Consider the following 12060-nt stretch of genomic DNA (forward strand, 5'->3'; position numbering starts at 1 on the left):
TCGCCTCTTCCACGAGGCACAAGGGGCTCATCCATGGCACTGCAACTGCGCTCCCTCGTCCGCGCGAACGGCGAACTCGAACTCTCGCTGCACGACGAGCCGATTCTCGAACCCCAGGCACACGAAGTCGTGATCCGCATCGAGGCCTCGCCGATGAATCCGTCGGACCTGGGCCTGCTGTTCGGCGCGGCCGACATGGGCACCGCCAAGGTTTCCGGCACGCCCGAGCGGCCGATCGTCACAGCCACGGTGCCCGAGCGCGCCATGCCGGCGATGGCCGGGCGGCTCGACCAATCGATGCCGGTCGGCAACGAAGGCGCCGGCGTGGTGGTCAAGGCCGGTTCGTCGCCCGCGGCGCAGGCGCTGCTGGGCAAGACGGTGGCCGCGATCGGCGGCGCGATGTATTCGCAGTACCGCGCGGTGGCCGCGGCCCAGTGCCTGGAGCTGCCCGCGGGCACGGCGCCGGCCGAAGGCGCATCGTGCTTCGTGAACCCGCTCACTTCGCTCGGCATGGTCGAGACGATGCGGCGCGAAGGCCACAAGGCGCTGGTGCACACGGCCGCGGCATCCAACCTGGGCCAGATGCTCAACAAGATCTGCCAGAAGGACGGCATCGCGCTGGTCAACATCGTGCGCAAGCCCGAGCAGGAGGCGCTGCTGCGCGGCATCGGAGCAAAGTACGTGTGCAGCACGAGCTCGCCCACCTTCCTCGAAGACCTGACGCAGGCGCTGGTCGAGACCGGCGCCACGCTGGCCTTCGACGCCACGGGCGGCGGCAAGCTCGCGGGCCAGATCCTCGGCTGCATGGAAGCGGCACTCAACAGAACCGCCAAGGAATACAGCCGCTACGGCTCGACCACGCACAAGCAGGTCTACATCTATGGCGGCCTGGACCGCTCGCCGACGGAGTTCGTGCGCAACTTCGGCATGGCGTGGGGCATGGGCGGGTGGCTGCTGTTTCCGTTCCTGCAGAAGCTCGGGGATGAAGGCGTGCAGCGCCTGAAGGCGCGGGTCGTTGCGGAGTTGAAGACCACGTTTGCGAGTCACTACACGCGGGAGGTTTCGTTGCTCGAGGCGCTGCAGCTCGATGCGATCGGCGTGTATGGGAAGCAGGCGACGGGGGAGAAGTTCTTGTTGAATCCGAACAAGGGTGTGGCGGCGTAAGTGCCGTTGCCCTCACCCCAGCCCTCTCCCGGAGGGAGAGGGAGCAACACACAGCCTGACGCCATGCATTCGGTCTTGTCCCCTCTCCCTCCGGGAGAGGGCTAGGGTGAGGGCTCTGTGCCCCCAACAAAGCGCGGCGCCCGCAAGGCTAAACCACCAGCCGATACCCCACCGCAGTCTCAGTCAACAAATGCCGCGGCTGCGCCGGATCCGCTTCCAGCTTCTGCCGCAGATGCCCCATGTAGATGCGCAGATAGTGGCTCTGGTCCGTATGCGACGGCCCCCACACCTCGCGCAGCAGCTGGCGCTGCGTGAGCACGCGGCCGGCGTTGGCGACGAGCACTGACAGCAACCGGTACTCGGTCGGCGTCAGATGCACTTCGGCGCCGGCCCGGCGCACGATGCGCGCGGCGCGGTCCAGCTCGACCTCGCCGAAGCGGAACACCGCTTCTGCCGCTTCGTCGCCGCCCGCCGCGCGTGGCCGGCGCAGGTTGGCGCGCACGCGCGCGAGCAGCTCGCCGGTGCCGAAGGGCTTGGTCAGGTAGTCGTCGGCGCCGGCGTCGAGCGCGGCGATCTTGTCGGCCTCGTCGCTGCGCGCGGACAGCACGATGATCGGCACGGCCGACCAGCCGCGCACATCGCGGATCAGCGACACGCCATCGCCATCGGGCAGGCCGAGGTCGAGCACCAGCAGGTCGGGCTGGCGCGTGCCGGCCGCCGCCAGGCCGTCGCGCAGCGTGCCGGCCTCGTGCACCAGCCAGCCCTCGGCCTCGAGCGCGCCGCGCACGAAGCGCCGGATCTGCGGCTCGTCCTCGATCACGATGGCGGTGGGCGATGGCATGGGTTCAGGGTTGGGCTTCTTCGGCAGTTTCCGGTGGCTCCCGGCGCGGCAGGGTGACCGTGAATTCTGCACCGCCGCCCTGCGCATTGGCCGCGGCAATCTCGCCGCCGTGCGCGCTCACCACGGCGCGGCAGATCGCCAGGCCCAGGCCCACGCCCGGCGTGGCCGATTCGGTTTGGCCGCGCGTGAACTTGTCGAACAGCTTCTGCTCGCGGCCCAGGAGGGCGGCGGGCAGGCCCGAGCCGTGGTCGCGCACCGTGAGCCTCAGCATGCCGGGCTCGGCCCGCGCGCCGACCACGATGGGCGGCGCGCCGTACTTGGTGGCGTTCTCGATCAGGTTGACCAGCACGCGCTCGATCAGCACGGCATCGAACTCGACCAGCGGAAGCCCGGGCTCGAGCGCGGTCTGCACCACGGTAGGGCCGAGCGCGGGGCGCGCCGCGCGGATGGCCGAGCCGACCACCTCTTCCACCGACTGCCAGTCGCGCCGCAGGTTCACCGCGCCGCCCGCAAGGCCGCTTTCGAGCCGCGCCATGTCGAGCAGGTTGTTGACCAGCGCATGCAGCTCGTGCGCCTGCGCGACGATGGCGCGCGCCGCCTCGGCGTGCGCTTCGGGCGGCAGCGTCTGCAGCGATTCGGCCAGCGCGATCAAAGCGGTAAGCGGCGTGCGCACGTCGTGCGAGATGGCGCCGAGCAGCGCATTGCGCAGGCGCTCCGATTCCATCTCGACCACCGCCTGCTGCGCCACCTCCACATAGTGCACGCGCTCCAGCGCAATCGCGATCTGCCGGGCCAGCGTGTCGAGCTGCTGCGCCTGCTCCGGGATCAGCAGCCAGCGCGGCTGCGCCGGCGACAGCGCGAGCACGCCGCGCACGCGCATCGGCGCCTGCAGCGGCACGTAGTGCCAGGGCTGCGCCGCCAGCGTGGCGGTGGCCAGGCCGGCGGGTTGGCCGTGGCGGAAGGCCCAGTCGGCCACCTGCGCATCGAAGCCTTCGGGCGGGCTCTTGGGCAGCACGAGCTGGTCGGCCGCGTCGGTGACCAGCACCAGCGCCTGGCCGCCGAAGTGCCCCTGCACCGCGGCGGCGCCCAGCGCCACCACCTGCGTGCTTTCGAGCGCGGCCGAGAGTTCGCGCGTGAGCTCGAACAGCGAGCGCGCACGCCGCTCGCGGCTGGTCGACACGCCGGCCGCAAAGCGCAGCCCCGCCATCAGCTGACCCACGAGCAGGCCCACGCCAAGCATGATCGCGAAGGTCAGCACGTACTGCACGTCGCTCACCGCGAACGACAGGCGCGGCGGCACGAAGAAATAGTCGAACGCCGCCACGTTGAGCAGCGCCGCGAGCGCCGAGGGCCCGCGGCCGAAGCGCATGGCCACGCCGACCACGCCCAGCATGAACAGCATCACGATGTTGGACAGCTCCAGCACATGGGCCAGCGGCGTGCACAGCAGCGTGAGCGCGATGCTCGCAGCCGTGGCCCAGGCGTAGCCCGGCCAGTGGACGGGTGCCTTCTCGTGGTCGTCGTCATCGGCGCGCGTGGCGGCGATGGGCGCACGCGCCAGGCGGCGCGAACTGTCGGCGCGGCCGACTTCCATGATGTCGAGCGCAGGCGCGCGCCGGGCCAGCGCGCGCGGCAGCGGCACGGCGGGCCACCAGCGGCGCCAGCCGGTGGGCGGCTCCGGGCGCCCCAGCACCAGCGTGGCGCAGTTGAGCCGCCGCGCCTCGTCGGCCAGTTGCTCGGCCACGTCGGAACCGGTGAGCACCGCGGTGGCCGCGCCCAGTTCCTCGGCCAGCTTGAGCACCGCGAGGATGCGGTCGCGCTCCTCGGCGGCGAGCCGCTGCAGCCGCGGCGTCTCGACGTATGCCGCATGCCAGCGCACGTTGAGCTGGCCCGCGAGCCGCGCCGCGGTGCGCACCGTCTGCGCGTCGCCCTCGTGCGGCCCGACGCACGCGAGGATCGCGCCCGAGGTGTTCCAAGCCTGCAGTTCGCCGCCCTGCCCGTCCTTTGCGTTGCGCCCGGCCGCGCCCGACTGCTCGACGCGCCAGCCGCGCACGTCGTCTTCCACATGCTCGGCGGTGCGGCGCAGCGCAATCTCGCGCAGCGCGATCAGGTTGCCCTTGCGGAAGAAATTCTGCGCAGCGCGCTCGGCCTGCTGCGGAAGGTAGACCTTGCCGGCCGCAAGCCGCGCCGCGAGTTCGTCGGGCGTGACGTCGACCAGCACCACCTCGTCGGCTTCGTCGAGCACGGTGTCGGGCACGGTCTCGTGCACCCGCACGCCGGTGATGGCGCCGACCGTGCCGTTGAGGCTTTCCAGATGCTGCACGTTGAGCGCCGACCACACCTCGATGCCCGCGGCCAGCAGCTCCTGAACGTCCTGCCAGCGCTTGGCGTGGCGCGAGCCGGGCGCATTGGTGTGGGCCAGTTCATCGACCAGCAGCACGGCGGGCCTGCGCGCGAGGGCGGCATCCAGATCGAACTCGGCGAGCCTGCGGCCACGGTGGTCCACCTCGCGCAGCGGCAGCAGCTCGAGCCCCGCGAGCAGCGCGGCAGTTTCGCTGCGGCCATGGGTCTCGGCCACGCCGACCAGCACGTCGCGCCCCGCGGCACGCTCGCGCTGCGCGGCGCTCAGCATGGCCCAGGTCTTGCCGACGCCGGCGCTGGCGCCGAAGTAGATGCGCAGCTTGCCGCGCAGCGCACGCGCCTCGTCGCTGCGCAGTTGCGCGAGCAATGCGTCGGGGTCGGGGCGGGGAATGTCGCTCATCGGCCACGCAGGTTAGCGCATCGTCCGACACGCATGCCAGCCGCGCACCGAACGATTCGGCCGGGGGCGAAGCATCGAATCTGCGGCGTCCCCAGAATGAACCACGTTGCAACCCGGAAGCTGCGCCCCATGAACATGGCCTCTCTCTTCAGCCCGGCACGCGCCGCCGGCAAGCGCCAGGGCCTGGCGCTCATCACGCTGTGCCTTGCCGTGCTGGTCGCACAGATCGACATGGCGGTAGTCAACCTCGGCACACGCCCCATCGGCGAATATTTCTCGGCGAGCGTCATCGCGCTGCAGTGGGTGCTCGACAGCTACAACCTGGTCTACGCGGTGCTGCTGCTCACCGGCGGCCTGCTGGCCGACCTCTACGGCCGGCGCCGCATCTTCATGATGGGCGCGGCGGTTTTCACGGGCGCATCCCTGCTGTGCGCCATGGCGACTTCGGTCTGGCTGCTGGTCGCCGGGCGGGCGCTCGCGGGCCTGGGTGCGGCGCTGCTGATGCCCGCATCGCTCGCGATCATCCGCGTGACCTGGCAGGACAGCGCGGAGCGCGGCCGGGCGCTCGGGATCTGGGCGGCATGCAACGGGCTCGCGATGGCCATCGGCGCACCGCTGGGCGGCGTGCTGATCCGCCACTTCGGCTGGCGCAGCATCTTTCTCGCGGTGATTCCGCTGGGCCTTGCCGCGCTGGTGCTGGCGCTGCCGTCCATTGCCGAGTCGTCGGACCCCGAAGACCGCAGCTTCGACGCCATGGCCCAGGCCTTCGGCGCCCTGGCGCTCGGCGGCCTGGCCTTTGCGGCCATCCAGTCGCACGATGCACCGCGGCTCGCCGCCGCCGCGTGGGTGGCGGCCGCAGCCGCCTTCGTGCTGTTCGTGCGCATCGAGCGCGGCAAGGGCGCCGCCGCGCTGGTGCCGCTCGACATCTTCGGGGTGCCGGCGTTCCGCGGCGCGATGGCCGCCACCATCGGCATGACCTTCGGCATGTACGGCGCGCTGTTCCTGCTGCCGCTGACCTGGCAGGGCACCGGCATGCTCGATGCCGCGCACGCCGGCCTCGCGCTGATTCCGATGTCGCTGGTGTTCGTGGCGGTCTCTCCGTTCAGCGGCCGGCTGGCCGGGTGGCTGGGGCCGCGCGCCCTGACTTGCGGCGGGGTGGCGGTGATCGGCTGCGGGCTGCTGCTGATCGGCCTGGGCGCGCAGCGCGCCTCCATCGTGCCGGCCGAGCTCGGGCTGATGCTCACCGGGCTGGGCATGGGCCTGGCGACCGGGCCGCTGATGGGCGAAGCCGTCGGCGCCGTGGATGCGGCGCGCTCGGGCACGGCCGCTTCGCTCATCAACGTTGCGCGCATCGCGGGGGCGACGCTCGGCGTGGCGGTGCTCGGCGCGGTGTACGCCGCGGCGCACGGCGGCCCCGGCGGGTTGCGCCTGGCGATGTTCTGCGGCGCGGCGATGCAGATCGGCTGCGCGGCTTTCGCCTGGCACACGGCTCGCCCGCGTTGAACTGCGGCGGGGCTCGGCGGCCATGGCTTTGCCTCCTCAGCGTGCCGGTGCCGAAGCATCGAGCGCGAGATTCAGCGCCAGCACATTGACGCGCGGCTCGCCCAGCCAGCCCCAGAGCGGCGCCTGCGTATGGCTGGCGACCAGCGCATTCATCTGTTCGACCGACACGCCGCGCATGCGTGCCACGCGCGCCGCCTGGTAGTGCGCGGCGGCGGGGCTGATGTCGGGGTCGAGCCCGCTGGCCGAGGCCGTGACCAGGTCGACCGGCACGGCCGCGGCATTGCCCGGGTCGGCGGCGCGCAGCGCCTCGATGCGCTGCTTGACCGCATCGGCCAGCGCCGGGTTGAGCGGCCCGAGGTTCGAGCCGCCCGAAGCGCTCGCGTTGTAAGGCTGCGGCGCGGTGGCCGAGGGCCGGCCCCAGAAGTGCTTCGGATCGCCGAAGTCCTGGCCGATGAGGCTGGAGCCCACGGTGGTGCCGCCCTGCACGACCAGGCTGCCGGCCGCCTGCGACGGGAACAGTGCCTTGGCGGCGCCGGTGACGGCCAGCGGATAGGCCAGGCCCGTGAGCGCGCTCAGCAGCGCGAAGAGCACGAGCGCGGGACGAATGACGTTGTTCATGGTGAAGAACTCCTCAGACCAGATGGACTGCGACCAGCAGCCAGTCGATCAGCTTGATGCCGATGAAGGGAACGAGCAGGCCGCCGAGGCCGTAGATGGCCAGGTTGCGGCGCAGCAGCGCGGCCGCGCCCACCGGCCGGTAGCGCACGCCCTTGAGTGCGAGCGGAATCAGGAACACGATCACGAGCGCGTTGAAGATCACCGCCGACAGAATGGCCGACGACGGGCTCGCGAGCCGCATCACATTGAGCGCGCCGAGCTGCGGATAGGTCGAGACGAAGATCGCCGGAATGATCGCGAAGTACTTCGCCACGTCGTTGGCAATCGAGAAGGTGGTGAGCGAACCGCGCGTCATCAAGAGCGCCTTGCCGGTCTCCACCACCTCGAGCAGCTTGGTCGGATTCGAATCCAGGTCGACCATGTTGCCGGCCTCCTTCGCGGCCTGCGTGCCGCTGCCCATGGCCACCGCCACGTCGGCCTGCGCGAGGGCGGGCGCGTCGTTGGTGCCGTCGCCGGTCATCGCGACCAGGCGGCCTTCGGACTGGTACTGGCGGATCAGCGCGAGCTTGTCCTCGGGCGTGGCCTCGGCCAGGAAGTCGTCCACGCCGGCCTCGGCCGCAATGGCCGCGGCGGTGAGCTTGTTGTCGCCGGTGATCATCACGGTCTTGATGCCCATGCGGCGCAGTTCGGCAAAGCGCTCCTTGATGCCGGTCTTGACGATGTCCTTGAGCTCGACCACGCCGAGCACGCGGTTGCCCTCGGCCACGGCCAGCGGCGTGCTGCCGCGGCGCGCCGTTTCCTCGGACGCGCGCAGCACCTCGGCCGGCATGCTGCCGCCCAGCGATTCGACATGCCGGCGGATCGCATCGACGGCGCCCTTGCGCAGCAGCACCGCGTCGGTGTCGAGACTGTTCGGTGCAGCCGGCAGGTCGACGCCGCTCATGCGGGTCTGGGCCGTGAAGGATACGAAGCGCGCGCCCTCGACAGATGCGGCCTCCAGGCCATCGCGGCGAGCGAGTTCGACGATGCTGCGGCCCTCGGGCGTCTCGTCGGCCAGCGACGCGAGCATGGCGGCCCGCGCGAGGCGGCCCTTCGGCACGCCGGGTGCGGGCAGGAAGGCACTCGCCTGGCGGTTGCCGTGCGTGATGGTGCCGGTCTTGTCGAGCAGCAGCACGTCGACGTCGCCGGCGGCTTCCACCGCGCGGCCCGAGGTCGCGATCACGTTGGCCTGCATCATGCGGCTCATGCCGGCCACGCCCACGGCCGAGAGCAGGCCGCCGATGGTGGTCGGGATCAGGCACACCAGGAGCGCCACCAGCGCGGTGAGCGACACCACGGTGCCTGCGCCCGCGGCCTCCACGCTGAACACCGAGAACGGCAGCAGCGTGACGGTGACCATCAGGAACACCAGCGTGAGCGCCACCAGGAGGATGGTGAGCGCGATCTCGTTGGGCGTCTTGTGGCGCTTGGCCGCCTCGACCATGCCGATCATGCGGTCGAGGAACGACTCGCCCGGGTTCACCGAGATGCGCACCACGAGCCAGTCGGACAGCACGCGCGTGCCGCCGGTCACGGCCGAGAAGTCGCCGCCCGACTCGCGCACCACGGGCGCCGATTCGCCGGTGATGGCGCTCTCGTCGACCGAGGCCACGCCTTCGATCACTTCGCCGTCGAGCGGGATCACGTCGCCCGTTTCCACCAGCACCACGTCGCCCTTGCGCAGGTTGGGCGCCTGCTCGGGAAGCCACTGCCCGCCGTAGCGCGGCTCCTGCAGCTTCTTGGCCCAGGTATCCTTGCGCAGCCCGCGCAGCGAAGCGGCCTGCGCCTTGCTGCGGCCCTCGGCCAGGGCTTCGGCAAAGTTCGCGAACAGCACGGTGAACCACAGCCAGACGGTGATGGCCAGCACGAAGGCGGGCTTCATGCCGGTGTCGCCGGGGAAGCTCAGCGAATGCACCCAGAGCAGCGTCGTGAGGATGCTGCCGATGTAGACGATGAACATCACCGGATTGCGCCACTGCGTGCGCGGATCCAGCTTGGCGAAGGCGCCCCACAGCGCGGGCTTCACCAGTGCCGCGTCGAGCAGCGAAAGGGAGGTCTTCGAGTTGGTCATGGTGCGCTCCTTCATTTCCAGAGCACGAGGTGTTCGACCACCGGCCCCAGGGCCAGCGCCGGCACGTAGTTGAGAAGGCCGACCAGCAGCACCGTGCCGATCAGCAAAGAGACGAACAGCGGCCCGTGCGTGGGCAGCGTGCCGCCGGTGACCGGCAGGCGCTGCTTGGCCGCGAGCGAACCGGCAATGGCCAGCACCGGCACGATCACCGCGAAGCGGCCGAGCCACATCGCAAGCCCGAGCAGCCCGTTGTAGAACGGCGTGTTTGCCGACAGGCCTGCGAAGGCACTGCCGTTGTTGTTGGCGGCCGAACTCAGCGCGTAAAGAATCTCGGAGAAGCCGTGCGCGCCGGGGTTCGCAATGCCGGCCTTGCCCGCGCCGGCCAGCACCGCCACCGCCGTGCCGGCCAGCACCAGCACCGGCGTGACCAGGATGGCGATGGAGATCAGCTTCATCTCGCGCACCTCGATCTTCTTGCCGAGGTACTCGGGCGTGCGGCCGATCATCAGCCCCGCGATGAACACCGCGAGCATCGCGAAGATCAGCATGCCGTAAAGCCCGCTGCCCACGCCGCCGAACACCACCTCGCCCAGCTGCATCAGCACCATGGGCACCATGCCGCCGAGCGGTGTGAAGGAGTCGTGCATCGCGATCACCGCGCCGCACGAGGCGGCGGTGGTGACGGCGGCGAACAGCGCCGAGGCATCGATGCCGAAGCGCACCTCCTTGCCTTCCATGTTGCCGCCGCTCTGCAGCGCGCCGTGCAGCTGGTCGACGCCCAGCGCGCCGAGGAGCGGATTGCCGGCCTGCTCGGCGGGAATGACGACCATCACCGCGGCCACGAACATCACCGTCATCGCCGCGAGCACCGCCCAGCCCTGCCGCAGGTCGCCCGCCACGCGCCCGAACGCGAAGCACAGCGCCGCCGGGATCAGGAAGACCGCGATCATCTGCAGCAGGTTGGCGAGCGCGCTCGGGTTCTCGTACGGGTGCGCCGAGTTGGCGTTGAAGAAGCCGCCGCCGTTGGTGCCGAGCATCTTGATGGCTTCCTGCGAAGCCACCGGACCCATGGCGAGCGTCTGCCCGCCCGCCGCCGTGGCCTCGACCGTCTGCACGGTCTTGTAGGCATCGAAGTTCTGGATCACGCCCTGGCTCACGAAGAACACCGCGAGCACGAACGACAGCGGCACCAGCACCCAGAGCGTGATGCGCGTGAGGTCGGCCCAGAAGTTGCCGACCAGGCCCCTGGCCTTGCCGTCGCCGCGCCGCGCGAAGCCGCGTATCAGCGCGAAGGCCACCGCAATGCCCGTGGCGGCCGAGAAGAAGTTCTGCACCGCGAGCCCGAGCATCTGCGTGAGATAGCTCATGGCCGACTCGCCGGCATAGCCCTGCCAGTTGGTGTTGGAGACGAAGCTCACCGCGGTGTTGAAGGCCGAGTCGGGCGATACGGCGCCCATGCCCGCGGGATTGAGCGGCAGCCAGCCCTGCAGGCGCTGCAGCGCATAGACGAAGACCGCGCCCACGGCGTTGAAGGCCAGCAGCGCGATGGCATAGCGCAGCCAGTGCATCGACTGCTCCGGCCTGGTGCCGGCGAGCCTGTAGAACGGCGCCTCGATGCGCTGCATCCAGCGCGGCACACGCTCGTTGCACAGCGCGGCAAGGAACTTGCCGACGGGCCAGGCCAGCACCAGCAGTGCGGCCAGGAAAAGAGCCAACAGGCCCCATGCGGAGGAAGTCATTTCAGAACTCCTCGGCACAGATCAGCGCGAACACGAGGTACGCGAACAGGACCACGGCCACCAGCGCGCCGAAGCCATAGAGCGCTTCGAGGCCGATCACGATGCATCCCCTTCTGCCGATGCCGCCGCGTGCTTCGGCGCGCCGAGCCGGTCCAGCCCCAAGGCCATGGCCGCCACCACGGCCCACAGCGCCAGCAGGGCGCCCATCCAGACGAAGTCCATTCATCACTCCTCAAGCGAAAACAAGGACTCGAGTCTCGGCAGGCGCCCGTAAAAACGGGGAACAGAGTCGGCCGGGGCGCATAAAGAAACCGTAAAGGCGTCCCCTCCTCTTCAAAGGGCTCGACAACACCTCGGCTGTCATTTGATAATCAAAGCAAGCTCTTTGAATAAAAAAGGATGACCACGCGCCCCCTCGACGCCAAGCCCGGCTGGATGCCGCACCAGCCGGCGGACCGCATCCTGTCCACGCTCAAGACCCGTGGCGCGCTCGGCATTCCCGACATCGCCAAGGTGCTCGACGTCACGGTGGAGGCCGTGCGCCAGCAGATGGCCAAGCTGCAGGCCGAGGGCCTGGTCGATGCCGAGAGCCGCCCGGCGGGCCGCGGCAGGCCCACACAGATATGGCGCCTCACCGGCGCCGGCCACGCGCGCTTTCCAGACACGCATGCCGAGATGACGGTGCAGATGATCAGCGCCGTCATCAGCGTGTTCGGCGAGAAGGGCATGGACCGGCTCATCGGCGCGCGCGAGGAGGCCATGCGCACCAACTACCGCGAGGCCATGCGCGGCGCGCGCAGCCTGAAGAACAAGCTCGAGCGGCTGGCAGAAATCCGCAGCCGCGAGGGCTACATGGCCGAGCTGCGGCCCGAGGGCGACGGCTTCCTCTTCATCGAGAACCATTGCCCCATCTGCACCGCGGCGCGCGCCTGCACCGGCTTTTGCCGCAGCGAGCTCCAGCTCTTCGACGAAGTGCTGGGCCCCGGCGTGAGCGTGAGCCGCGTCGAGCATGTGCTCGCCGGCGCGCGGCGCTGCGCCTACCAGGTGAGCCCGAAGAGCGCGCCTTGATCCGATTCGATTTCTTCTAAACCCGAAAGGAAAACCCCACCATGGAACACACCCTGCCGCCCCTGCCCTACGCCCTCGACGCGCTGGCACCCGAGTACTCGAAGGAAACCCTCGAGTACCACTACGGCAAGCACCACAATGCCTACGTGGTGAACCTCAACAACCTGCAAAAGGGCACCGAGTTCGAGTCGATGCCTCTCGAGGACATCGTCAAGAAGTCCAGCGGCGGCATCTACAACAACGCCGCCCAGATCTG

The 12060-nt window shown here is 70.0% G+C and carries 10 protein-coding genes and 1 pseudogene; 4 read left to right on the top strand and 7 right to left on the bottom strand.

Translation table 11 applies throughout. The annotated features are described in order from the left end of the window. Positions 1-33: 33 nt before the first annotated feature. Positions 34-1164 carry a zinc-binding dehydrogenase gene (locus AC1DSC_RS29535; protein ID WP_062364181.1) on the top strand — a complete coding sequence of 377 codons (1131 nt, stop codon included), beginning with the start codon at positions 34-36 and terminating at the stop codon, positions 1162-1164. A 148-nt stretch (positions 1165-1312) separates the two neighbouring features. On the opposite strand, the gene kdpE is transcribed toward AC1DSC_RS29535, so the two are convergent. Continuing rightward, entirely contained in the window at positions 1313-2005 is a 693-nt protein-coding gene (gene kdpE, locus AC1DSC_RS29540; RefSeq protein ID WP_307593358.1) for a two-component system response regulator KdpE, read from the bottom strand. A gap of 4 nt (positions 2006-2009) precedes the next feature. Beyond that, positions 2010-4766: a DUF4118 domain-containing protein gene (locus AC1DSC_RS29545; protein ID WP_436288189.1), complete on the bottom strand. Its 2757-nt coding sequence runs from the start codon at positions 4764-4766 to the stop codon at positions 2010-2012. Positions 4767-4895: 129 nt separating this feature from the next. Between AC1DSC_RS29545 and AC1DSC_RS29550 the strand changes: the two genes are divergently transcribed. Further along, positions 4896-6269, top strand: coding sequence for an MFS transporter (locus tag AC1DSC_RS29550; RefSeq protein ID WP_062364175.1), 1374 nt, complete (start codon positions 4896-4898; stop codon positions 6267-6269). 36 nt (positions 6270-6305) lie between these two features. On the opposite strand, the gene kdpC is transcribed toward AC1DSC_RS29550, so the two are convergent. From kdpC to AC1DSC_RS29575, 5 genes are read right to left on the bottom strand one after another with little or no spacing between them, the layout of a single operon-like run. Further along, the gene (gene kdpC / locus AC1DSC_RS29555) at positions 6306-6887 is read right to left on the bottom strand and encodes a potassium-transporting ATPase subunit KdpC (RefSeq protein ID WP_062364173.1); all 582 of its coding nucleotides are present in this window, start codon (positions 6885-6887) and stop codon (positions 6306-6308) included. Positions 6888-6900: 13 nt separating this feature from the next. Next, entirely contained in the window at positions 6901-8997 is a 2097-nt protein-coding gene (gene kdpB / locus AC1DSC_RS29560) for a potassium-transporting ATPase subunit KdpB (RefSeq protein ID WP_062364488.1), read from the bottom strand. A gap of 11 nt (positions 8998-9008) precedes the next feature. Continuing rightward, a complete protein-coding gene (gene kdpA / locus AC1DSC_RS29565) occupies positions 9009-10736 on the bottom strand; it encodes a potassium-transporting ATPase subunit KdpA (RefSeq protein ID WP_062364170.1) in 1728 nt (575 codons plus the stop codon). A 1-nt stretch (position 10737) separates the two neighbouring features. Beyond that, positions 10738-10836, bottom strand: coding sequence for a K(+)-transporting ATPase subunit F (gene kdpF, locus AC1DSC_RS29570; protein WP_018905139.1), 99 nt, complete (start codon positions 10834-10836; stop codon positions 10738-10740). After that, entirely contained in the window at positions 10833-10958 is a 126-nt protein-coding gene (locus AC1DSC_RS29575; protein ID WP_018905140.1) for a hypothetical protein, read from the bottom strand. Before AC1DSC_RS29575 ends, kdpF begins: the two co-directional genes overlap by 4 nt. 177 nt (positions 10959-11135) lie before the next feature. Between AC1DSC_RS29575 and AC1DSC_RS29580 the strand changes: the two genes are divergently transcribed. Beyond that, positions 11136-11804, top strand: coding sequence for a helix-turn-helix transcriptional regulator (locus AC1DSC_RS29580; protein ID WP_015867746.1), 669 nt, complete (start codon positions 11136-11138; stop codon positions 11802-11804). Between the two features lie 41 nt (positions 11805-11845). Further along, positions 11846-12060, top strand: a pseudogene (locus tag AC1DSC_RS29585) (superoxide dismutase [Fe]); the annotation flags it as partial.

The sequence above is a fragment of the Variovorax sp. 01N425 genome (assembly GCF_056399465.1).